This is a genomic window from Paenibacillus sp. PAMC21692 (genome assembly GCF_014303795.1).
Classification (GTDB): domain Bacteria; phylum Bacillota; class Bacilli; order Paenibacillales; family Paenibacillaceae; genus Pristimantibacillus; species Pristimantibacillus agaridevorans.
This window is the reverse complement of sequence record NZ_CP060293.1, coordinates 4,446,361-4,468,005: the sequence shown is the minus strand read 5'-3', so window position 1 is coordinate 4,468,005 and position 21,645 is coordinate 4,446,361. Positions and strand designations below refer to the sequence as shown.

20 protein-coding genes and 1 tRNA gene are annotated in these 21,645 nt (G+C 52.6%); 8 read left to right on the top strand and 13 right to left on the bottom strand.

Going from position 1 to position 21,645, the window contains the following annotated elements:
• The 9 genes from H7F31_RS17535 to H7F31_RS17495 all read right to left on the bottom strand — a co-directional run bounded on the left by H7F31_RS17535 (position 1) and on the right by H7F31_RS17495 (position 9,619).
• Positions 1-1,155, bottom strand: a complete 1,155-nt coding sequence (locus H7F31_RS17535) for a cysteine desulfurase family protein (protein WP_187099827.1) — start codon at positions 1,153-1,155, stop codon at positions 1-3.
• 104 nt (positions 1,156-1,259) lie between these two features.
• Positions 1,260-1,979 carry a lytic transglycosylase domain-containing protein gene (locus tag H7F31_RS34475; protein WP_315970498.1) on the bottom strand — a complete coding sequence of 240 codons (720 nt, stop codon included), beginning with the start codon at positions 1,977-1,979 and terminating at the stop codon, positions 1,260-1,262.
• Between the two features lie 160 nt (positions 1,980-2,139).
• On the bottom strand, positions 2,140-3,843 hold the full coding sequence (locus H7F31_RS17525) for a DUF2339 domain-containing protein (protein ID WP_187099826.1): 1,704 nt from the start codon (positions 3,841-3,843) through the stop codon (positions 2,140-2,142).
• Positions 3,840-4,526, bottom strand: a complete 687-nt coding sequence (locus tag H7F31_RS17520; protein WP_261800529.1) for a YwaF family protein — start codon at positions 4,524-4,526, stop codon at positions 3,840-3,842. The genes H7F31_RS17525 and H7F31_RS17520 overlap by 4 nt, the downstream gene beginning before the upstream one ends.
• Positions 4,527-4,940: 414 nt before the next feature.
• Positions 4,941-5,639: a LuxR C-terminal-related transcriptional regulator gene (locus H7F31_RS17515; RefSeq protein WP_187099824.1), complete on the bottom strand. Its 699-nt coding sequence runs from the start codon at positions 5,637-5,639 to the stop codon at positions 4,941-4,943.
• A 43-nt stretch (positions 5,640-5,682) separates the two neighbouring features.
• A complete protein-coding gene (locus H7F31_RS17510) occupies positions 5,683-7,056 on the bottom strand; it encodes a sensor histidine kinase (RefSeq protein WP_187099823.1) in 1,374 nt (457 codons plus the stop codon).
• A 54-nt stretch (positions 7,057-7,110) separates the two neighbouring features.
• Positions 7,111-7,848, bottom strand: a complete 738-nt coding sequence (locus H7F31_RS17505; protein WP_187099822.1) for a DUF6081 family protein — start codon at positions 7,846-7,848, stop codon at positions 7,111-7,113.
• A gap of 54 nt (positions 7,849-7,902) precedes the next feature.
• Positions 7,903-8,817 (bottom strand): prenyltransferase, encoded by a 915-nt coding sequence (locus H7F31_RS17500; protein ID WP_261800031.1) that lies wholly within the window; start codon positions 8,815-8,817, stop codon positions 7,903-7,905.
• 58 nt (positions 8,818-8,875) lie between these two features.
• The gene (locus tag H7F31_RS17495; RefSeq protein ID WP_187099820.1) at positions 8,876-9,619 is read right to left on the bottom strand and encodes a DUF1836 domain-containing protein; all 744 of its coding nucleotides are present in this window, start codon (positions 9,617-9,619) and stop codon (positions 8,876-8,878) included.
• 292 nt (positions 9,620-9,911) lie between these two features.
• Between H7F31_RS17495 and H7F31_RS17490 the strand changes: the two genes are divergently transcribed.
• On the top strand, positions 9,912-11,201 hold the full coding sequence (locus H7F31_RS17490; protein ID WP_261800030.1) for a hemolysin family protein: 1,290 nt from the start codon (positions 9,912-9,914) through the stop codon (positions 11,199-11,201).
• Between the two features lie 93 nt (positions 11,202-11,294).
• Here the strand turns inward: H7F31_RS17490 and H7F31_RS17485 are convergent, their stop codons facing one another.
• A complete protein-coding gene (locus tag H7F31_RS17485; RefSeq protein ID WP_187099818.1) occupies positions 11,295-11,801 on the bottom strand; it encodes a pyridoxamine 5'-phosphate oxidase family protein in 507 nt (168 codons plus the stop codon).
• A 111-nt stretch (positions 11,802-11,912) separates the two neighbouring features.
• On the opposite strand from H7F31_RS17485, the gene H7F31_RS17480 reads away from it, so the two are divergent.
• Together H7F31_RS17480 and H7F31_RS17475 are read left to right on the top strand one after the other, a co-directional pair.
• Positions 11,913-13,370 carry a MocR-like pyridoxine biosynthesis transcription factor PdxR gene (locus H7F31_RS17480; protein ID WP_187099817.1) on the top strand — a complete coding sequence of 486 codons (1,458 nt, stop codon included), beginning with the start codon at positions 11,913-11,915 and terminating at the stop codon, positions 13,368-13,370.
• Positions 13,371-13,541: 171 nt separating this feature from the next.
• Positions 13,542-13,617 (top strand) — tRNA-Thr (locus tag H7F31_RS17475).
• A 554-nt stretch (positions 13,618-14,171) separates the two neighbouring features.
• Here H7F31_RS17475 and H7F31_RS34210 read toward each other — a convergent pair.
• On the bottom strand, positions 14,172-14,294 hold the full coding sequence (locus H7F31_RS34210; protein ID WP_256975597.1) for a hypothetical protein: 123 nt from the start codon (positions 14,292-14,294) through the stop codon (positions 14,172-14,174).
• Between the two features lie 139 nt (positions 14,295-14,433).
• Here H7F31_RS34210 and H7F31_RS17470 point away from each other — a divergent pair, with 139 nt between their 5' ends.
• On the top strand, positions 14,434-14,643 hold the full coding sequence (locus tag H7F31_RS17470) for a DUF2536 family protein (protein ID WP_187099816.1): 210 nt from the start codon (positions 14,434-14,436) through the stop codon (positions 14,641-14,643).
• A gap of 107 nt (positions 14,644-14,750) precedes the next feature.
• Here H7F31_RS17470 and H7F31_RS17465 read toward each other — a convergent pair whose 3' ends face one another.
• The gene (locus H7F31_RS17465; RefSeq protein WP_187099815.1) at positions 14,751-15,614 is read right to left on the bottom strand and encodes a helix-turn-helix domain-containing protein; all 864 of its coding nucleotides are present in this window, start codon (positions 15,612-15,614) and stop codon (positions 14,751-14,753) included.
• 128 nt (positions 15,615-15,742) lie between these two features.
• Between H7F31_RS17465 and H7F31_RS17460 the strand changes: the two genes are divergently transcribed.
• The 4 genes from H7F31_RS17460 (at position 15,743) to H7F31_RS17445 (ending at position 20,451) form a co-directional block, all read left to right on the top strand.
• The gene (locus H7F31_RS17460) at positions 15,743-16,858 is read left to right on the top strand and encodes a glycoside hydrolase family 88 protein (RefSeq protein WP_187099814.1); all 1,116 of its coding nucleotides are present in this window, start codon (positions 15,743-15,745) and stop codon (positions 16,856-16,858) included.
• Positions 16,859-16,969: 111 nt separating this feature from the next.
• Positions 16,970-18,301 carry a spore germination protein gene (locus H7F31_RS17455; protein ID WP_187099813.1) on the top strand — a complete coding sequence of 444 codons (1,332 nt, stop codon included), beginning with the start codon at positions 16,970-16,972 and terminating at the stop codon, positions 18,299-18,301.
• Positions 18,294-19,379 (top strand): GerAB/ArcD/ProY family transporter, encoded by a 1,086-nt coding sequence (locus H7F31_RS17450; RefSeq protein WP_187099812.1) that lies wholly within the window; start codon positions 18,294-18,296, stop codon positions 19,377-19,379. Before H7F31_RS17455 ends, H7F31_RS17450 begins: the two co-directional genes overlap by 8 nt.
• Positions 19,372-20,451, top strand: a complete 1,080-nt coding sequence (locus tag H7F31_RS17445; RefSeq protein ID WP_187099811.1) for a Ger(x)C family spore germination protein — start codon at positions 19,372-19,374, stop codon at positions 20,449-20,451. The genes H7F31_RS17450 and H7F31_RS17445 overlap by 8 nt, the downstream gene beginning before the upstream one ends.
• Here the strand turns inward: H7F31_RS17445 and H7F31_RS17440 are convergent.
• Positions 20,448-21,317, bottom strand: a complete 870-nt coding sequence (locus H7F31_RS17440) for a stage II sporulation protein P (RefSeq protein ID WP_187099810.1) — start codon at positions 21,315-21,317, stop codon at positions 20,448-20,450. The two genes, H7F31_RS17445 and H7F31_RS17440, sit on opposite strands and share 4 nt — an antisense overlap.
• Between the last annotated feature and the right edge of the window lie 328 nt (positions 21,318-21,645).

Here is a 21,645-nt window from a genome sequence, read left to right as displayed (position 1 = left end):
TTAAGTGCTCCTCTCAAGCGGCTTCAATTGCTCAATGACTTCTTTAATCGCCGTAATCAGGACATCGACGTGCATTTCGTCATGCTCGTCGCCAAAGCTGATTCTGACGCCTCCTGCCGCGGCCTGTCCGCTCGCCCCGATGGCCAAAAGCACGCGGCTCGGCTTGTTGTCTTTGGATGAGCAGGCCGATCTCGTGGAGACGATGATGCCTCTCTGCTCCAGACTGTGCACGATAACCTCCGGCTTCATGCCCGCGTAGGAGAAATTGACGATATGCGGCGCCAGCGGCTCGCTTCCATTAAGAGTCAGCTCGGGTACGGCTTCTATAAATGCCTTAAGCTTGTCCCTAAGTACGATCATTTTATGTTCGCGCAGGTTCATTCCTTCGATGGCCAGCCGCACCGCCTTTGCCGAAGCCACGATGCCTGGGACATTTTCCGTGCCCGCGCGAAATCCCTTTTCATGGGAACCGCCGGAGGACAGAGGCTGAAGGTGGACTCCATCGCGGACGTACAGGAAGCCGACTCCGCGCGTTCCGCCGAATTTGTGTGCGGAACCCGACAGCAGGTCGATGCCCCAGCCTTCGACGTCGATCGGGAGCTTGCCCAGGCTCTGCACGGCATCTACATGGAACAGCACCTTGGGATACCCGCGCAGAAGTTCTCCGATTTCGCGTATCGGCTGAACCGTTCCGATCTCGTTATTGACGTGCATGACGCTTACGAGCACTGTCTCTTTAGTCAATGCCGATCGAATATCCTCCACGCTCACATGGCCGGAACGGCTCACAGGCAAATAGGTAACGTTATACCCTTCTCCCTCCAGTTGCTTTACGGCTTCAATTACGGAGGAATGCTCGATGCCGGTCGTCACGATATGGCGACCTCTCTCCCGATAATAACGCGCGCTCCCCTTGATTGCCAAATTATTGGATTCCGTCCCGCCCGAAGTAAACAACCATGTTCCTTTGCTTGTTCCGAGCTTGGTTGCCAGTTGCGTTCGGGCGCGTTCAATCAGCTTGGCCGCCTCCGCTCCGGGACCGTGCAAGGAAGAAGGATTGGCATAAGCCTTAAGCATAACCTCCATGGCGGTGCGAGCTACTTCCTCGTAAGGAGGCGTCGAAGCGCAATGATCGAAATAAATAGGGTTCTGCATGTTGGTGAACCTCCTCGTTCATGAGAAAAGGGATCAGCGCCGCTCCGCCTGTTACTGCGGTAGCAACCGTGATCCCCGAATACATTTTAGTTCGTGTTTCTTGTCTAAAATTTGGCATCTTGCACCTTCGCGACGTAACGCTGCGTCTCCTGCGGCAGCTCGCTCAGTCTGGACAGCAATTCCGCATCCGTCGAGATGCCCAGCCTGTCGATGCGGCCTGGTCCGGCATTGTAAGCTGCCAGAGCTACCGACTCGTTGCCGGCGTATTTGCGCAGCAGCAGAGACAAGTAACGCGTCCCGCCTTCGATATTTTGGACGGGGTCGAAGGAATCGGTTACGCCAAGCCCTCTTGCCGTTCCGTCCATCAGCTGCATCAGACCTTTGGCGCCCGCATGCGATTCGGCAAGCGGCCTGAAGCCCGACTCTGTCGCGATCACCGCTTCGATCAAGGCGCTGTCTACGCCGTATTTCGCAGCCGCGCCAGCAATGATGCCGGCGAACGGTGCCGCTGCTTCCGAAAAGCTCCCGCCATCCGAGGCCGATTGAGCGCTGGCGTCCCCCCAGATCAGTCTGCCCTCGTAGCCCATCGAGGACTCCACCTGGGCCCATAGCTGATTGGACCATACTGCAGCGGGCGACGTTCCGTCCCCGCCGACCGCTTCGCCGAAATCGGAATTGCTTAGCTGCGCGCTCAAGATTTTGTTGAATAAAGAAACATCGTCGCTGTCCTGTCCTGACGCTTTTTTGGCGTTGGCCCCAAAGCTCAGGGAAGGCGCCAGCTGTGCCTGTATCATTGATTTTAATGTTCGCGGATCTATACTCACGTTCGTTGCCCCCTAGCGATAACATGTTCAATCCGTACAATTGCGGAACAACCGCATTGCTGCAGGTACATGAGTAATATCGGTATCCATTGTACAACTTTTTAGCCCATTCTGCCAGGTCTCGTCTAAAAAGCCGGGGGACGGCGCGTCAAGGAGCTCTCTAATCCCTTTCATCTGACGGGCTTCCGGCGTTGCCTCCGCCTGCTTCGGTCTTCCGATCCCCTTGGATATTCTGGACTGCGTAATCCGCTACAAATATCGTATCGCCGGAGACCGGTTCTTCGTTTGGACCTTCTTCCCTTGCGCGCTTCTCTGCTTCTCCGCCCCTCCACTTGCTATTAATCCAGGTAATGGCGAACGAGATGGCGCCAAGCGCCAGCAAGGCGATCGCCTTGTACAGCGGCTCCTGTCCGCTTAGATCCACAAAAATCGCTTTAAATGCGACCAGCACCAGTACGATCGATCCGAACCACCTAAAGGTGCGCTCCTTGTAATAATTGCCCCACAGGATGAGCAGCAAGGCGTAGATTCCCCATACGACAGACAGCGTAAGATCCATATACACGCCATAGCCGCTTTGGAAATATTCGGTGAAAATATTCTCGATCTGTCTCGTCATTAATCCGCCGACAATCAGATGAGCCAGCAGAGCAAACAGCCTTGACGTTGCCTTGTTCATAAGCTCGCCTGCGCCGGGAAGCCGCAGCTGTCTGGAGTAGTAGAAGCCGAGTGCGGCAAGAGCGATCCAAGCCATCGCTCCCCAGTTCAGAAACGGGATATAGACGCCAAACCATTCGCCTCTCGGCGTCGTCCAAGTGACAACGTACCAGTAAGCGCCAAGGTAGAACCAGACGATCGCGGCGATCAGTACAGCTGGGAACCAGCGTTTGATATGGCCAACGCCGGTCAGCAGCGCAACGAAGCCGGTCCACATCATCACATTAAACAATGTACCTTCGCCCAAGTTGTTCAGCGACATGAGCAACAGAAGCGCGCCGGCTAGTACGAACGATACAGCCGGTACGGACCAGAAACGGCTCAATCGGAAGAGGACGAAGCCGGCAGCGGCATAGATGACGCCCATACCCGCGATGACATAGCCGTAAGGAACATCTCCTTGCCAGATAAACAGCGCCCAAACGCCGAACAACAGTCCGTTGATGGCATTGAGATACAGATCGACGCTATCGAAGCTCAGCTTGCTGGTCCAAGTGGCGGCAAGCAAAGCGAACGTATAGAACAGGTAAGCGCATATAGCGTATCGGATCGGCATATTCCAGAGGCCCTCGGTAGCAGGAGAGAAATGGATGAAGTAGATCGTATAAAGCAGCCATGTTCCGCCGAATGCGATAATGCGCAGCTCCATCCATCCTTTTGTAATGCTCAGATAGAAGATCGCGATATTTAAAACCAGCAAATACAGGAACAGCGTGAGCACGGAATCCCAGTCCGGACGGAGCAGCATCGGGGCCAGCAGCCCGCCCGCCAGAGCAATATTCGTCAGCATGCGCGAGTTGAACTTATGGGCGTATGCGAGCATGCCCGCCGTAACGGCCGTCATGCCTAGCAACACCAGGGTAGGCTCCCACATATCGTAATAGATGCCTGCGAACGAAAAGGTCGCGTATAAGATACACGCTCCGATGCCCAATAAAATTTGGCCGGTCAACTCCCATTTAGGCTTCTGCGCGATTCTTCCTCCGGCCAATGCGAAGGCGATGCCTGCCGCAATTCCGATGCCGATCTTCATCGCATTCGTGATCCAGCCTTTATCTATGGAGAATTGGAACATTGTAATAAAAGCGGTAATAACGAACAACGCGCCAAGCAGTGAAGTCCAATGGTTCTTAATCGTATCCTTCATCTCGTTTTCCTCCTAAGCGTCCAATGGACGAAATGGATGGTACCGTACATCATCAGGCACATAGCTGCGGCTATCAGCTCCAGTTGAAGCAAATACCATGGCCATGGTGCCAGCGCGTCAAGCAGCGACGCAGTGCCCGGCTTGCGGGCAAGAAACATGAAGTTCGTCGTGCCCGTCGCGATATTGGTGATAGCAGCCGGAATGGCGAGGACGTGGAGCCACAGCAACGCGCCGAACGTAGCTCGCAGCGTCGGCCGATAACGTTCCACGGCAAGCAGATACATCGCGGCTGCCATAATGCCGATATGAGCGGCGAAGAAGTGGAAGTATCGGAATTCCGGAAATGGCGCATCCAGGTTGGGCGTGACCAGCGCCTGCAGGGCTCCTGCCACTCCCAGGAAGACGACGACCGGGTACAACCTCTTTGCATTTGACAAGAGCATTGCCGCCGACAGCAGCACCATGAGGCTGCAGAGCTGGAACGGCAGCGATCCCGCGCTCCAGTTGTCCTCCATCACATAAGACAGCTGGAAGGATACTTCGCATGCAAGGAGCAGAACCGCGAGTCCTACGCGCATGGCGCGCCCGGCCTTTTCCTCCCTCAGCTTCGCCCGTCCCGCCGCAATGGCAGCCAATACGGCTACGGTGACGGTCAACGCGGCGAGGTGCGATCCCGAAAACATTTCAAACAATGACTCCACCTCCCCTTCGTACGCACAATTTTATGTTTATTACGGTTTAGACTTTTTTTTGCGCTCTTGACCTTGTGTCTTGCGGTTTTGACTTTGGGCTGCGGTTTTGCCTTTTGTGTTGCGGTTTTGCTTTTGTGTTGCGGTTTTGACTTTGTGTTGAAGCTTCAAATAAAAGTTCAAAAAGTTCGCTTTTCAGCACCGAGAAGATTGAATGAAAGTAGAAACTGAGGAGCGGAGCGTAGCAGCGCTACGTGAGCACCGGAAGTTTCGCTTGAGTTCAATATTCGATGTCGAGTAAGCTACCTGGGATACTTCGTGATCAAAAGCGGACTTTTTCGAACTTCCTTATAAGGAAATATTACCTTTTGGGGGGAAAAAAAATAGTACCAATTATAACTGGTACCGTTAGATGTCCTTATTCGATTGGTCAAGCAAGCCAAGCTCCTTCGCTTTGTCAGCAGCTTCTTTGGAGCCTTGCGTGCCAAGCTTTCGCAGAATATTGCCTACATGATTTTTGACCGTCCGCAGCGTAATGAACAGCTTATCCGCAATCTGTGGCTGGGAGTAGCCCTGATGGATCAGACCAAGCAGTTGCCGCTCCGACGGGGTAATGAGGTCGGCGATCTTCTTCGTTTCGAACTCCTTCTCCACCTGCTTCAAACGCCGGAACTCGTCACGCAGCCGTTCGGCTGCAGCGGCGCTTATAGGAGACTGTCTCGCATAAGCCGCCCGTATCGCATCAGGAAGCTCCTCGAAGCCGGACTTCAATTGATAGTCGATGGCTCCCGCCTGGAAAGATCGGAAGATAAGCTCCTTCTCTTCCATCGATGTCAGCATAATGACGCGGGCACCCGTCGATAGAGAGGTTTCTTCGGCAAGCGCGATCCCTTCCGGACTGCCGTCGATCATAATATCCATCAGCACAACGTCAGCGCCCCCGTCCTCGCCCGCTTCGCGGATCGCTGCGCGCAGCTCTTCGCCGCAGGACGCAATCCATGCTAATGACACATCAGGCTGGCCAGCCAAATAATCGGCCAAGCCGCGCCGCCAGTCGGGATCATCCTCCAGCAGTCCCACTCGTATCTTCGATTCTTCCTTCCCCATTCGGCCCGTTCCTCCAGTCGTCACGAATCCTCGTTGTCATTCCTTAATCTATCCTTACTGCCTTGACCGCCCGCTTTGGCAAAGTCATATAGAAGGTCGTTCCTTCTCCGGGCCGGCTTCGCATGGTCAAAGCGCCCTTGTGCTTGCTCATGACATGATAGGCATAAGGCAAGCCCAGCCCGAAACTTCCGCTCCCCCGCTTTGTCGAATAAAAGGGTTCGAACGCTTGCAGCCTCTGCTCCCGATCCATACCGGGGCCGTTATCCGCCACTTCGATGACAAGCTCCCGCTTGGTTGCCGTCAGCTTAACTCTCAGCATGGCATCGCCACGCTCCGACATCGCCTGGATCGCATTGGTCACAATGTTGCCGAACGCTTCCGCCAGCTGCGTCTTATCCACCTCGCATTGCCAACCCTCCGCAAAGTCTGTCTCAAGCCTGACGGAGCTTGCGGATGGCATTGCCAGCTCCAGCGCCTCGCAAAGTACGGAAGACAGCTCGACGCGTTCCGGACGAAGCTCCAGATCCTCCGTTCGTCTGTGAACGCGCCGCACCATCTCCTCCATATGCCGAGAAGCCGACAGAACCGCTTCAACATCGGCCAGCAGTTCCTGCTGCGATGTGGCGATGGCGTGACGTTTCATCTTTTCACCGAACAATCGCAGCTTGCCCGCGTCATTTTTGATGGCGTGATTAAGCATGGCCGTTCCTGATGTTACGGCCCGCAAAGTGGAATCGTATCGTCTGTGCTGAATGAGTACGCGCATGCCCATGAAACCATAGGTGAACAGCCCAATCACGAACACGGCCGCACCAAGGCCAACTAACCAAGTATTATACACCCACATGCGAAGCATGCCCAGACTGGGCAGTATGTAGTTCATGAACATGCAGAATAGCGCGGGCGGAAGTACGGCGAAACAAACGATCCAATGTGTTCTGGCGTATATCGATGGCGGCACCCTCTTCGAAAGCACCAGCACAGCTCCCGTCAACATATAAGGAACGGCCCACCAGACGACTACCTTATAGCTGATAGGGTAATAGATAGTATAATAAGGCGTTAGAAAAATGCACAGAATGATGGGAATAAGCAAAAGAACAGGGAGGGCAATCGCCAGTCCTCGGCTAAGCCGAAGGCCGCTATAAGCGATCGCGAACAGCAAGAAAAAATAAGGAATGCCATAATAGGACGAAATCGATGACAGCGCTTGCACTTCATACAGAAGGCGCAGCGTCGATTGACCCGCTCCGGCCTCCGCTGCTTGCGGCAGCCACTTCAAATCGATCATTGCCGCCAGCGCGCCAGTGCCGCCGGTAAACGCAAGCCCGCCGAGCCTGCGATTTACCGCAGAGCCCGGCTCCGATATCCATACAATCGCCGCTATGCTCCATAAGGCAATCAATACAAACAGCATCGTTACGCCCCTTCGCGGCTCCAAGCCGCGCCATTTTCACCGCCGTCCGCGATGTTAGCCTTCTTCGGTCACTTCAATCGTAATCGGCGACCATTCCGCGATCACGGTCTGTCCATGCGCCGACACGCTGCCTTCCGGCGTCAGGTCCTTCTCCGTCATAATGCCGAGAGCTACCGTGAAGCTGTTGAACTTGACTGGCGTTCCCGTCTCTCTGCGAACTTCCCGGCCGTTCACGAAGAAGACCACTTCGTCCTTGTTCCGGTTGTACGTAATCCGGTACGTATTAAATTCGCGCGGAGCGAAGTCCGTATCTTCTTTGAAAATACAGAAATATTTCGTTCCGTCCGTCTCCGGCACCTTCACGCCCGGGAAAGGCAGCACGGCGTACACGCTGGCATATTGATCATTGCCTACAAAGAAGTCCAATGCCCCGCCTGTCGTAAAATCCAGCAAATTCAAAGAGACGTAGCCGTCGTACAAGTCTCCTGGCGCCGTGTCCTTGGAGCGGGCGCGAATCTTCAGCTCGAAGCTGATTTCCCCGTTCTCCGGCACTGCTACCTGCTCAGCGGAATAATACATATGTTTCGCATTATCGAGTATCTGCACTTGGTCGTTGGATCGGCTGATTGCCGCGCGAACATAAAGAATGCCGTTTCGAACGATGACAACGGCCTCCGGCTCGCGATAAGGCCAGAAGGTACCGTCATGCAACGGAAAACCTCCTATCTTCCACACTTCTCCGTCATTTAATATGGTATGGAAATCACCGAGTATTTTCGTAGTAGTAGCCATGTCGGCATTCCTTCTTTCCTGGTATGGTTGTAAAGTGTTCGCTCAGCTTGCCTGTTATTGCAGGATACCTTGCAGTACAAGCGCCAAGATGAGGACAGCGCCGCATCTTTTGGTCGCTTGCATCGATGCCCCCATCAGCGGCAAATACGCCGTCGACTTATTATGCGCGCCAAGTCTGCCGTATACCAAATATAAAGGAACCGCCGTAAACACGGCAAGCAAGGCATATAGGGGAAGTGCTCCAAAAACGACGCACAGAATGAGCGCGGCATAGGCCAGAAACAATAACAGCCGGGAAAATTGCAAGGCTCTCTTCTCTCCCCAAACGACGACTAGCGTCCGCTTGCCCGCCTGGCGATCAGCCTCCCAATGCAGGAAGTGATGGTTAAACAGGATCAGCGTCGTCAATAAACCGATCGGCAGCGACAACAACAGTGCCCGATAATTGAGATGCGACGTCTGAACATAATAGGCTCCCGTTACAGGCAGCACGCCAAAGGCAAGCAAAATCGCAAGCTCGCTGTAGCCTTTGCCGCGATAGCCGAACTTCACGGGTGGCGCTACGTAGAAGTACGCAATAAACGCCCCTGCGAATCCGAACACAATAACCGGCCAGCCGCTGATTACGCCAAGCGCAATGCCGCTGGCTGCCGCAACGAGAAAGAGCAGCCAGGTAACCGCGCGGAACTTGCCGACGCTCCAGGCGCCCCCCGTCAGAAATCCGGAGTTGGTCGAGATAGCGCCTTCCGTCGCTTTGGCAGCTTCATCCGTCCCGTTGTAATAATCCCAGAGATCATTAATCATATTGGAGAACAGATGTGCCGCACCCGCTCCCAACAGCGTCAACAACATTAATCCGATATGGAATCGCCCTGTCCAAACATAAGCTCCAGCGGCTCCAAGCACGACTGGAATAAGCATGACCGGCAGCACTTTGAATCGCGAGGCTTTCATAAATGATTGCAGCATCGATGTCTTCATCCTCTCTTAAATAGCGGAACCCCTCGCTTCGCATCAAGAGGTTACTTTAATGGCCGCCCAGAAACAAAGTGGCTTCGCTATAACGCCGTGCCAGCGCCTGACAATAGGCCGACTGAACCGAGATGACAGCAACCAGCAAAAAATTTCGCAGCGCTTCACGTTCCGGCTCCGTTCCAAGCGCGAGCAGATTCGCCGCTTTGTCTGCACGCATGCGAACATGCTCCTCCAACTGGCTTCCAATACGGACGCCGGATCGTCCCAAAACTTTCATCTCTTCATATAACGCGGCGTAGCTTTTGTACAAAGCAACAGGCTCAATGAACGGTTTGGCAGAAGAACCCTCCCTGCAATCCGGCTTGCCGAATAGAATCGCGAACAGATTGCGTATGGATTCGAAATCCAGGCTGGACTTCAGGTCATCGATCATATATAGGAGTGCCGCTTGACCAGGCGCATATTTTTTCCCCGCTTGCGGGCAGACGAATATAGATTTGAAATCGCGTTTCACCCAATTCTGCATGGAGGTGGCAGAAGGACTGGCAAATTCGACGAGTTGTCCCAGCTCGGCGATTTCGTGCAGCGACAATCCTTTTGGAGTACCGCTTTTCATTAATTTCATGGCGATCGCCGGGAGCGGCTCGGACAATACGGGATGATCGCTCAAACGTCTTGTCTGGCTTCGCGCGCTCCAAGCTTTCTGCATAATATCGGCCGGCTGCTCTTGACCTCCGGACTCCATCGCCATCAATAAATGGCCGACTTCAGCGCGAGTCAAAGAGAATCCATCCATGACATCGCCTCCTTCCCTGTCGCATGGGAGTTCATATGAACTCATCTTACGGCTGCGAAACAAGCTTGTAAAGGAGCGAAAAACAATGGGAAAAGCGCAATAATCGCATGTAAATCGACTTAAACGAACGTACAAGGCGAATTACGACCCTTTTGCCGGTTGTCAGTTCGAGTCATGATTCGTTATATTAATTCATAAGTAAATAGAACAATAGTTTGCTGTCCTACAAAAATTATAAAAAAAAGGGTAGTGAGACACGAAAATGGGTAGTGGTATAGGACTTAATTTATTCATGATCGCTTTGCTTATCTTCTTGACTGCGTTCTTCGTCGCAACGGAGTTCGCCATCGTTAAAGTTCGCGGAAGCCGGATCGATCAGCTCGTGCTGGAGGGACGGAAAAATGCGCTTGCCGTTCAGAAGGTAACGAGCAATCTGGATGCTTACTTGTCCGCCTGTCAGTTGGGAATTACGATCACGGCGCTGGGGCTTGGTTTCCTTGGCGAACCGACGGTTGAGAAAATACTTTTACCACTGTTCGAAAACGTTCAGCTCAGCGAAGCATTGAGCCATGCATTGTCTATCGGAATCGCGTTTGTCATCATCACGTTTATTCACGTCGTCGTCGGCGAACTCGCGCCGAAATCATGGGCCATTCAGAAAGCGGAATTTATTACATTTTTGACGGCCAAACCTATCATCTTCTTCTATCGACTGATGTTCCCATTCATATGGCTGCTTAACGGATCGGCCAACGCGCTAGTGCGCGCTTTCGGACTGAGACCCATGAAGGAGCATGAAGAGGCGCATACGGAAGAAGAGATTCAGATTATTTTGAACGAGAGCTACCAAAGCGGCATGATCAACAACACCGAATACGGTTACGTAAGCCGGATCTTCGCATTTGATGAGCTGCTGGCCAAGGAAATAATGGTTCCTCGTACCGATATGATCTGCTTATACACAAACAATACGCTTGCGGAAAATTTCGAGATTATCCGCAAGGAACAATATACAAGATTTCCCGTTGCTCTCGAGAGCAAGGACAATATCGTCGGCATGATTAACACGAAGCAACTGTTCCTCTCCTACCAAGAGAACAAGGAATTCGACATCAAAAATCTGATTCATCCCGTACTGAGCGTATCCGAGGTTACTCCCGTCAAGATGCTGCTCAAGCGGATGCAACAAGAACGCGTGCACATTGCCATTTTGGTCGACGAATACGGAGGCACATCCGGACTGATCACGATCGAGGATATTCTGGAGGAGATCGTCGGCGAGATTCGAGACGAGTTCGACGGCGACGAGCGCAAGGAAATCGAGCAGCTTGCCGACAATTGTTACTTGCTGGACGGCAAAGTGCTGCTGGACGAACTGGAAACCATCGCCGGCAAACACTTCGACGAAGAAGACGTCGATACGATCGGCGGCTGGCTTTACAGCAAGCTGCAGGATCCGAAGCCAGGCAAGGAATATACGCACGAAAATATGAAATTCATCATTCGCGAGACAAGCAAGAACAGGATCCGCAAGATCGAGATGCAGATCGAGGAGCTCCAGCTTGAAGGAGAAACGGCTTAAAATATAGTTCAAAGGGGCAGCCGCCAGGTTCAAAGACCTGGGGCTGCCCCTTTCCTATTCCAAAAAGGAAATTGCCAACAGTCGCTCTCCAGCCTATCCCGCAGGTTTCTCGCTCTCCTTTGCCGTCAACTGTCTTGCCGTCAGTTTAAAGACGGCGGTTTTGCTGCCCATGGACGACACGTACCGCTCCACATGCACGCTCGCCAGTCGTTCCCTGTGGAAACCGGGCGCATACTTGTCCAGCATCGCCTGCATGGCCGCCGTTGCTTCCGCAAGTCCCGGGACGGGTTCGATGGCGCCAAATGCCATCACGCTCATATATGCCGTATCCGTCTTGGCGGGAACGGGATGCGGGATCGTGCCGTACGATTCCCCGATTGTTACGCAAGCCTCCGGATTTCGACCCATAATGTCCATCTTTCTTCCCTCTTCAGCCGCATGGAAATAAAATGATCCGTTAATCCATACAAAATTCAGCGGTACGACGTAAGGAATACCACCGTCCGCCAAACCGAGAAAAGCCGTTTGCGCCTGCTCCAGAAATGCGGCTATTTTGTTTTCGTCTTGGCATACTCTTTTGCTCAATCTTACGGTAAACATAGGCTTCTCCCCTTCTCAACTGCGCTAATCTTGTGCTATTGTCACTATATGCAACTATTGTCACCAAGAAAAGTGACAAAAACATCAAAATTCAAGGGGACAGATCTATCGATGATTGAATCCATTACTCCTGCGCTTGGCAAGGAAAAAGGTACCCCGCTTTATACTCAGCTGTATCGTTATATTCGCGAAGCGATCGAAGCCGGCAAGCTGCCAAGCGGAAGCAAACTGCCCGCGATACGGGCACTGTCCCAGCATCTGGGCATAAGCAAAAATACAGTGGAGGCTGCCTATGGCCAGTTGGTTGCCGAAGGGTATGTCGAGAGCAAAGAGAGGGGCGGCTTCCTTATACAGCCGTTGGATGAGCTGTGGAATCCTCTTCCCGTTCAGTATGTGGAAATGAATAAAAAGTGTGGCGATCAGGCAAACGAGGTCATGAACTCAACTAACAGGAAGGAGTCCTCCTTCCTCCCTTACGAATTTCGGTACGGCGATATTGCCTTCGACCGCTTCCCATACGATATATGGAAGTCGTGCCTTACGCAATCGGTTAACGATGCGGCAGCAGCAGCGCCATTCGGCATATTAGGCTACGGCGATCGGCTTGGACATCTCGGACTGCGGGAAGAGCTCTGCGATTATGTGTATCAATCTCGCGGTGCGGTCTGCTCCCCTGATCAGATCTTCATCGGAGCGGGCACCCAGTACACCGTCTCTCTCCTGCTTCAGATTCTCGGTCTTCGACAGGCCGAATTCGCCATGGAGGAGCCTGGTTATAACGGCGTTCGAAGCGTTCTTGCCGGCATGGATTGCCACATTACTTCCATCCCGATAGAGGCGGACGGCATTCAAGTCACGGCTCTGGAGCAATCGAAGGCCAAGGTCGCTTACGTGACGCCATCGCATCAATTCCCGCTCGGAATGGTCATGTCCATCGAGAAACGTCAACGCTTGCTTAAGTGGGCATCCGCAAGCGATGCGCTCATCCTCGAAGACGACTACGACAGCGAGTTCCGTTATGGCAGCAGACCTGTCCCTTCCTTAAAGGCGCTGGATTACGATGATCGCGTCATCTATCTGGGCACCTTGTCGAAGTCGTTCCTGCCCGGCGCCAGACTCAGCTATGTGATTGTTCCGCGCAGGCTTGTTCCCGTTATGACAGAACGAATGGCGAATTACAGCTGCTCCGTTTCCCCCATGATTCAACAAGCGGTCTGGCTTTTCATCAAGCAAGGCCATTACGGACGCCATATCCGCAGGATGAGGCGCGTTTATCAAGCCAGGTATCGGGCGCTGACGGATGCCGTTTCTTCCACGATGGGAGAACGTGTTCGCATCGTCGGCGATTCGTCGGGGATGCACATCCTGCTGCGCGTGCCGGGCAGAGATGCCATGGAGCTTGTTGCGTTAGCGGAGCAAGCCGGCTGCCTCGTGTACCCCGCCGCCAAACATTGGAGCAACCCGAATGCGGAAGCGCGTGAATTCGTTATGTTAGGCTTCGGCGGCATGCAGGAAGACTTGTTGCGCGAAGGAGTGCGGAAATTATCCTTGGCCTGGTTTGCGAGGTAGTCGAAGCCAAGGTAAAACGGCTGTCGCCGTCCTTTGGCAGAGCAGCGCGTTTCATTTACTCAAAAGTTGTTACTTTTCTGAAAATTAGAACTTCAAAAAATGGCTTGCATTCATTTTTGGTTTTGTGCAATAATATGTCTTGTCCCCAGTAACACAGGGATAACAAAATGTGCCGTTGTAGCTCAACTGGTAGAGCAACTGACTTGTAATCAGTAGGTTGGGGGTTCAAGTCCTCTCGACGGCACCATTTTTTTCTCACAACTAGTAATTTCAAGACTTCTCGTCGACCTGGTCGGGGGAAGTTTTTTTGTTGTTCAGGAGATTATGCAACCATAAGTCTTGTGGAACTAAAAGTATGCTTCGTTTGTCCAATAGTCGGTGAGTTTGAAAATCTAACAGACACCAGCGACGCTATTTGTCCGATTTTCAACCTCAAACTAATCTAACGGACAGGAAAAACACTAATGAGTCGTAACGAAGCCAATTTGCGCGATGATGATGCCAATAAAGTCGTGTGTGTCCGTTACATTTTCGAAAACCTAAAAAATCGAAGAATAGCGTCATCTGTGTCCTTTAGGCTGTGGAGGCGGGCGTGTCCTTTAGGCTGTGAGACTGGCGTGTCGGATAGGCTGCGAGCGACTGGACGTTTCTGGGAGTTTGAATCACCTTCTGGGGATTTTGTTTTTTTCCCGCGACACGCCAATAAAACCAGGCGCCGCCGCCTGGCTTTACTGAGGGCGATGATCGCCTTCACCTCTAGACGCGGTTGCTCATCTCCGAAAGGCCACGATAGAGGTTATCTCATTCATCGGTTTCGTCCCATTTTTTCGAATAGGCTTTCCTCGTCACCCAAAGGGTAATCCAGGTCACCAATACGATAATGATCACCGAAAATATCCATACAGAACCGGGCACATTGCCCATTAGCCGCCCCTCCCTTCCACCAGCCTAATGTTCTTTATAGTATCATAATCGGATCGTTATTGGATACCGCCGCAAGATCGGTTAGAATAGAATTCGATCTTCATATTACGATTCAGTTGACAAGCAGGAGGGTAATGTTATGGATTTTAAGCTGGACCTACTGGATTCCAAGGTCGAGTTATACGAGGCGGATGACTTGAAGTCGCTGGAAGGCCAGATCGAACGGGCGATTGATATCAATAAGGCGCTAATGCTCGACGTTCATTCCGTCTCTCACCAGGTGGTGTTCAATCCCTGTACAGAACGGCTCCTTTATAGCGCCGTCGTGCACTTCAAGCTGAAACGGTAAAGTGATGGGCAGCCCGCTTCTTATATTCGAGTTCAAATTCAATATTCGATGTCGAGCACGCTTCTTGGCATACTTCGTGATCAAAAGCGGACTTTTTGAACAACCTCTTACAGCTTCAGACGGTATTGATGCGGGGAGATGCCCATCGTTCGTTTGAACAGCTGGATAAAATAAGAAACGTTAGGCAAGCCGACTTGCTGTCCGATCAGCTCGATCGGCTTGTCGCTCCCGCGCAGCAGACTGCATGCTTGCTGAATCCGACGCGCAGCAAGGTATCCCGTAATGCTGCTGCCCGTCTCCTGACGGAACAGCCGCGACAGATAAGAACCCGACATATGCAGCTCCGCCGCAAGCTTATCCAGCTGGAACGGCTCCGAATAATGCCGCTCTATCCAGGCCATGATTTCGTCGGAATGACGGATCGGCTTCACGCCCTCCCCTGCTATCGGCTCCGCGATTCCGCGCTGAATGAAGGCCAGCAGCTGCAGCAGAAGGATCGCTGCCCCCTCTTCCTCCCCGCCTCCCGCACCACTGTCATGAATGACTCCTTGAAAGCTGTCGAACGCTGCTCCCAGCTCGGTCTGGCAGGCAGAAAGCTCCAAGCTCTGCTTCCGAAGCAGTCCTTTCTTCATCCGCATGTACGAATCTCTAAGAGAAGGAAACGGCGGCAGGAAACGCTCCAGGAAAGCCGGCTCGAAATGGATGATGCTTCTCTCGTAAGGCCGCTCTTCGTTTATATCCGCTTGCACCTTATGCAGTTGATTCGGCAAAAAGAAGAAGAGCGATCCAGGCCGCATTTCATACCTCCTCTGATTGACGATCACTACGCCGCTCCCCTGATGCACGAACAGCATCTCGAAACCCCAATGCCAATGATAATAACCGTCGAACGGCTCCTGCGTCCATCTCCGATGGGACCACAGGAACGGCTTGCCCTGGGGATTGATCGACTTATAGAATAAATCCTTCATTTTCCTTCATCTCCGCATGTTATGTAATGTCAATACAACAACATTTTCACTCATTGTACTGCAACTTTGTATGTTTGTCAGGCGCTATACTTGGAGCATAAGAAACATGACAAGGAGCTGACCAATCGATGGATCAAACATACGTTAACCAAACGATGACCGCTATCACGAACAAAGTAGAAGATATGATGAAAAGAATTGGCGGCAAGTCGCCCCATGTGGCCCGAGAGGATGGCATCTACGACGATCTGCGCCATAGCTGGTGGACATCCGGCTTCTGGCCGGGCTTGCAGTGGCTGATGTACGACGTCTCCGGCAAGGAATCGTTTAAAGAAGGAGCTTGGGACTGGGACGCAAAGCTAGAGCGCTGCTTCTCCGAGCATCCCATCGGGCTGCATCATGACGTAGGCTTTCAGTTCCTTCCTACTGCCGTATTTAAATACGAGCTCACGGGAGATAAGGAAGCGCTGCGCATCGGCTTGAAAGCCGCCAATTATTTGGCCGGACGCTTTAACGTCGAAGGTGAGTTTATCCGCGCATGGAATACGGATGAAGCCATCGGCTGGGCCATCGTGGACTGCATGATGAATATTCCGCTTTTGTTCTGGGCGAGCCGCACGACCGGCGATCCCCGCTACAAGCATATCGCCATCCGTCATGCCGATACATTCTTGAAACATGCGATCCGCGACGACGGCTCTGTTTGCCATATTTTGTCGTTTGATCCGGAGAGCGGCGAGTTCCTCGAGCAGTTGGGCGGACAAGGTCTGTCGGGCACTTCTTCCTGGAGCCGCGGCAATGCATGGGCTTTATACGGTCTAGCGATTGCCTATCGTTGTACGGGAGAGGATCGTTTCCTGAAAGCGGCGAAACGCGTGTCGCACTATTTTATCGCCTCGCTGCCCGAAGATCATGTTCCGCATTGGGACTTCCGGGCGCATCCGATCGAAGGCGAACCGCGCGATACATCGGCAGGCGCCATCGCCGCTTCCGGCTTGCTGGAGCTATCCGAGTTAGTAGGCGTGGAGGAGAAACGAATTTATGGCGATGCGGCGCGCCGTATCCTGCATTCTCTGACAGAAAACTACGCAACATGGGATCGTCCTGGGCACGAAGCCATTCTCGTTGAAGGCACAGGCCACAAGCCTGCCGGACAGAACATCAACGTATCATTAATCTATGGCGATTATTATTATGCGGAAGCGTTCGCCAAGTTAAACGGCTGGTCGAAACGCATCTTTTAATCCGATCCATCTCCACAATTGGCCGGTAGACTTCTGTCTGCCGGTTTTTGGTATGGCGAGATAGCCGCTATGGGGATACTGCTAAGAAAAGCATTCACTTAGGAGCATCTCATGACGATTCTGCAAGCTTTGAAACATCGGGCAAGCCTAAATGCCGATATACGTTTTCAGAGAATGACGTTGTCCGGCCTGGAAGTAGAACTGACGGGGTTGAGCTCCCTGATCGATTTTAACGCCTCGCTCCTGCATATTCAGCAGCAAGTTCACCAGGATACTAACACGGGATTGCCGCTAGAGTCGGTGATCGGCAACCTTGGACCTATCGTAACCGAGCCGACAGAGCATCAATTAATGTCATCCATGCTGGCCGGTCACCTCATTCTCTGGTTCGAGCGAATCGACGCCTACGTGCTTGTCGCGCCTGTCAGCCGTCCCCTCTCGCGTACGATTGAACCGCCTACGACGGAAAATGTGCTGCGCGGCTCGATCAGCGCTTTCGTGGAGGATATCGATACAAACATAGGACTTATTCGCAAGCATGTCGCCTCCCCTTCTCTACATGTTCATTCCTATTTGCTGGGGACGATTCAGAAGAAGCGGATTGTGTTGTTATGCAACGATAACGTCGTGGACGTTCGGCTTCGGGATGCAATCGTAGCGATGCTCGAGAAGAACAAAGAAATGAACATTCAAAATTTGCAGCAGCTGTCGACGGCTCTCGGCTTCTCAAAGTGGTCGCTCGTGACCAAGTTCAACACCTCCGAGCTGCCGCAGGAAGCGGAGACGGCTTTAAGCAAAGGCAAGGTTGTCCTGTTTATGGACCGGATGCCCTTCGCCATCATCCTTCCCAGCCTGATGTGGGATATGTTTGCCGTGGAGAACGATCGCAGCTTCCCCGTCATCTTTATGTATGCCATTCGTTTTTTGCGCGTGTTCGGAGTCTTGATCAACATTCTCATTCCAGGCTTATATGTCGCTCTCGTTTCGGTTAATCCGGACGTCATGCGCATAGAGCTCGCCCTGACGATCGCCAAGAGTCGGATCGATGTGCCTTATCCGTCTTTGGTCGAAACGCTGCTGCTGCTCGTCATCCTGGAGCTGATTCTGGAAGCGAGCATTCGGTTGCCCAAAAGCATCGGTCCCACGCTCACTATGGTTGGAGGCATTATTTTGGGACAAGCCGTCGTCAGCGCCAAACTCGTCAGCAATTTGCTTATTATTATTCTCGCGGCGACAACGATCGCAAACTCGGCGGTAGTCGGCTTCCAGAACTCGGTCACCATTCGGCTGTTCAAATATTTGCTTGTCGTATTATCGGCGATTTACGGCGTAATGGGGCTGCTCGCCGGGCTGTTCCTGGTCTGCTCCTATATGGCCGGCGTCACCTCGTTCGGCATCCCTTACATGCACATGATGAAACCGAGAGGTGAGCCGAATGGTTAAAACCTGGCAAGTGGCGAATCTGTATATTCTGACGCATATCGGCGTCATCTTTTTCCTCTATCCGGACAATATGATCCAAGCGATGGAGGTCAGTCACTGGATCGGCATTCTGACGGGTTTCCTGCTTCATATCATAGTCGTATGGAGTTACATGAAAGGGCTAAGTCTTTTCGATCGCCGAAATGTCGTGGACATTTTCCTTGACGCCGGCAAGTGGATCGCTTTTCTGCTGCTCGCCCCCGTCTTTGTGTATTTGCTTGCTGTCATCGTCATCTCGATCCGGTCGTACGGGGAAATGATTACGATCATTTTTCTCTCCAGCACGCCTCTCTGGGCAACGATGCTGTTAACGGCCATCATTGCAGCCTTTCTCGCAATGCAAGGCATTGAAGCCATCTTGCGAACGGGATTATTGCTGCTCGTGTTATGCATGCCTCCCACCTTGTTCGTGCTGGTCTCGTCCTTTCAGCATGTGGACTGGCATTACCTGCTCCCCCTATTCGAAGGCGGAGCATTCCAATGGTCATTCGTTTACAATCGCTCCTTCCTGATGGGATTGTTAGCGGTGGGCGGCAGTTTCGTCTTTCTCGGATTCGTTCAACCGGAAGTGGCATTCAATCAGCGTTATATGCGGTATGCCAGCTTCCTGTTGCTGCCGTTGTACGGGATTGCCGTCTATGTTCCGCTCTTGACCTTCGGCCATAGCACGGCCTCCAGGTTGATGTTCCCGTTTATCTTCGTGACAGATATCGTAGAGGTGAACTGGCTCATGTTCGAGCGCTCGTCGTTGTTCTTTACGATGAGCATGATCGCGTTCGTCCTACTTTTTATCTCGCTTATGCTGTGGAACGCTGCCTACTTGGCGCAAAAGGTGATTGCATTGCGGACGTGGTCTATCGTATGGACCATCGCCTTTGTCTTGTTCGTTATCTGCGTAAGCATCGACGACTGGGAGCAACTGGAGAAGCTGATTTGGTGGAATACATTCCTCCGACTATACGTCATGTTTGTTATTCCGGGCGTTACGCTGACCCTGGGCCTTCTTTACAAGCGGAAGGGTGGCGCGGCGTATGGGTAGTAGATCCTTTAAACTTCGCTGGATTGCCGTCTTTCTGTCGATGCTGCTCACGCTTCCCGCCGGAGGCTGCTGGGATAACAAAGACATTAATCATCGCTCCCTCCCGATCGTCATGGGCATCGCCAAGCGGGATGGCATATACAAGGTCGTCTTGCAGGTGCCGGAGCCGACGGAAGGAACCACCGCTCTTCGCGTGATCGAAGGAAAGGGAACGACCATTAACGATATTGTCGATAAAATAAGCACCAATATGGAAAGCCAAATCGATCTGCTGCATCTGAAGCTCATCTTATTCGAGGACCAATTCGCCAAGGAAGGGCTGGGAGACGTCATCGAATCGTTTATGCGCGCGCACGACATTTCCGCCAAGGTAATGGTCGCGATCTGCGACGAACCGCTGGAAACGTTCTTTAAAAACATTAATACCTTCCACAAAAACAACGGAACCGTCCTTCTCAGCTTTTTCGAGAAAAACGCCGGTTGGAATCCGCAGGTTGCGGAATCCTCCATCTGGGAAGTGTTCCGAAGCATGAACTCCTATACGCATGACGTCTCTATACCGATCATCCGATCCGGCACCGGGACCGTGATCGAGAGCAGAGGTTCGGCCATCATCGGCAGCGGACGGATGGTCGGCAACTTAACCCCCGGGGAGACGTTGATCGTCAATTCGTTTAAGGGCAGCAGCGCGCAAGGCAAGATTGAAGTCATGAAAAACGCGACGGTCGAGATCATCAGCAGCGCCACCGTCCACCGGCATACGATGAAAAATGGCATCCCGTATCTAAAATCGAAGATTCGGCTTAAGGTGACATTGCTGGAGACGAAAGGTTCGCCTTCCCAGGAGAGCATCAGACAGGAGGTCAACAAGCTGCTGCAGAGCCGATACGACAACATTATCGGCAAGATGAAAACTACCCGGGCGGATATACTGGCTACCGGGCAATATTTCCGGTCGAATCTGACCCGCGATCAGCTGGAGCATTGGAGAGAAGATTATTTGCCCCGGCTCAACTGCGAGGTTGAATTCGTGACGGTTATTCAAAATACAGGTTTGCTGCGGGACAGCTAAACCTTGCCGTTCTGGTCAAGCTCATGCAGGACGGCGGCCAAGGCGTCCGCAGTTCGGTAGTTTTCTTCCAGCGTATTGTCGACACCGCCCATCTCGACGACGAGACTGTTCTTCGACAGCGACTGGTTATACTCTGCATTGCCCGTTCCCGGCGCCTTCGTGAGCACGCCTCGCGAGATGCCCGGGAATTTGGCGTTTAACGCTTCGTGAAGTTTCGTGGCAAACGCTTTGTTGTCCTTCCAGTTTGGATTTTTTTCGCCGATGACGAACAGGATTTTAGCGTAATTTTTTCCATGAATCTCGACCGTCGTTTTGTTGCGCTTTAAGGAATCGCGGTGGATGTCGAGCAGGTACGTCAGCTCCTTGTTCTCGCTTAGCGCGTCGACAACCGTCTGCTTGGAATACTTATAGGAGTAGGCATAATTAAACTTGGAGATCGTGGTCGGATAATCCATCTTCTCTTGCAGGGCGGGAATGCCAAGCTTCTGCAGACTGGCCGTCAGCCGCTTGCCGACAAGCGTGACGTTTATCGTCTTGGAGCTGGCGTTTTTGGTTCCTTCCTTGAGTTCAGGGAAATACGATTCGCGGTTATGCGTATGATAGACCAGCACGCGAGGCGAGGAGCTTGCGACGCTGACGGGCTTGTCCTTGGCGGGAGGCGCCGGCGCAGTCGCTGATGTGGCATCCGATGCAGCGGGCTTGTCCGTCTTGTCATTTGGAGCTGACGCAGCATTAAGCTTGTCCGGAGTATTTGAGACGGATGGTTGAGCAGGAGCCGCGGATGCAGAAGGAGCGGCAGCTGTTGCCAGTGCTGCTCCGCCTTGATCTGGAGCAGTTAACGCAGCGTCCTCCCATCCCGGAAACATTTGGATCCCGCCAAGGAAAGAGACCTTCGGCTCAGGAGCGGGCTGCAGAAATGTCGAAAGGCCGCCTGCCCCTTCTGTTTCCGTATGCAAGGCAGCATATGTAGTCGGGTGAGAGTCTGCGGCCAACCCCCACCCTACACTTAATACCATGGACAACAAACACGTGGATGCAAAAAAGGTGCCTGAAACGAGTCTTTCGCGAAGCTTGTACAGCATAGTAACAACCCCCAATTCAATCTAGCGTTGTTACTACTATATGAAGCACCCGAATTTCATAGAAGAGGTTGTTCAAAAAGTCCGCTTTTGATCACGAAGTATGCCACGAAGC

What these genes read in the sequence shown, in the direction of transcription:
- H7F31_RS17460 (WP_187099814.1), top strand. Translation starts at nt 15,743, where the DNA reads ATGGATCAAACATACGTTAACCAAACGATGACCGCTATCACGAACAAA.
- H7F31_RS17440 (WP_187099810.1), bottom strand. Translation starts at nt 21,317, where the DNA reads ATGTTTCCGGGATGGGAGGACGCTGCGTTAACTGCTCCAGATCAAGGC.
- H7F31_RS17515 (WP_187099824.1), bottom strand. Translation starts at nt 5,639, where the DNA reads ATGGGGAAGGAAGAATCGAAGATACGAGTGGGACTGCTGGAGGATGAT.
- H7F31_RS17455 (WP_187099813.1), top strand. Translation starts at nt 16,970, where the DNA reads ATGACGATTCTGCAAGCTTTGAAACATCGGGCAAGCCTAAATGCCGAT.
- H7F31_RS17465 (WP_187099815.1), bottom strand. Translation starts at nt 15,614, where the DNA reads ATGAAGGATTTATTCTATAAGTCGATCAATCCCCAGGGCAAGCCGTTC.
- H7F31_RS17525 (WP_187099826.1), bottom strand. Translation starts at nt 3,843, where the DNA reads ATGAAGGATACGATTAAGAACCATTGGACTTCACTGCTTGGCGCGTTG.
- H7F31_RS17495 (WP_187099820.1), bottom strand. Translation starts at nt 9,619, where the DNA reads ATGGATGGATTCTCTTTGACTCGCGCTGAAGTCGGCCATTTATTGATG.
- H7F31_RS17510 (WP_187099823.1), bottom strand. Translation starts at nt 7,056, where the DNA reads ATGCTGTTTGTATTGATTGCCTTATGGAGCATAGCGGCGATTGTATGG.
- H7F31_RS17470 (WP_187099816.1), top strand. Translation starts at nt 14,434, where the DNA reads ATGGATTTTAAGCTGGACCTACTGGATTCCAAGGTCGAGTTATACGAG.
- H7F31_RS17505 (WP_187099822.1), bottom strand. Translation starts at nt 7,848, where the DNA reads ATGGCTACTACTACGAAAATACTCGGTGATTTCCATACCATATTAAAT.
- H7F31_RS17490 (WP_261800030.1), top strand. Translation starts at nt 9,912, where the DNA reads ATGATCGCTTTGCTTATCTTCTTGACTGCGTTCTTCGTCGCAACGGAG.
- H7F31_RS17445 (WP_187099811.1), top strand. Translation starts at nt 19,372, where the DNA reads ATGGGTAGTAGATCCTTTAAACTTCGCTGGATTGCCGTCTTTCTGTCG.
- H7F31_RS17480 (WP_187099817.1), top strand. Translation starts at nt 11,913, where the DNA reads ATGATTGAATCCATTACTCCTGCGCTTGGCAAGGAAAAAGGTACCCCG.
- H7F31_RS17485 (WP_187099818.1), bottom strand. Translation starts at nt 11,801, where the DNA reads ATGTTTACCGTAAGATTGAGCAAAAGAGTATGCCAAGACGAAAACAAA.
- H7F31_RS17520 (WP_261800529.1), bottom strand. Translation starts at nt 4,526, where the DNA reads ATGTTTTCGGGATCGCACCTCGCCGCGTTGACCGTCACCGTAGCCGTA.
- H7F31_RS17535 (WP_187099827.1), bottom strand. Translation starts at nt 1,155, where the DNA reads ATGCAGAACCCTATTTATTTCGATCATTGCGCTTCGACGCCTCCTTAC.
- H7F31_RS17500 (WP_261800031.1), bottom strand. Translation starts at nt 8,817, where the DNA reads ATGCTGCAATCATTTATGAAAGCCTCGCGATTCAAAGTGCTGCCGGTC.
- H7F31_RS17450 (WP_187099812.1), top strand. Translation starts at nt 18,294, where the DNA reads ATGGTTAAAACCTGGCAAGTGGCGAATCTGTATATTCTGACGCATATC.
- H7F31_RS34210 (WP_256975597.1), bottom strand. Translation starts at nt 14,294, where the DNA reads ATGGGCAATGTGCCCGGTTCTGTATGGATATTTTCGGTGATCATTATC.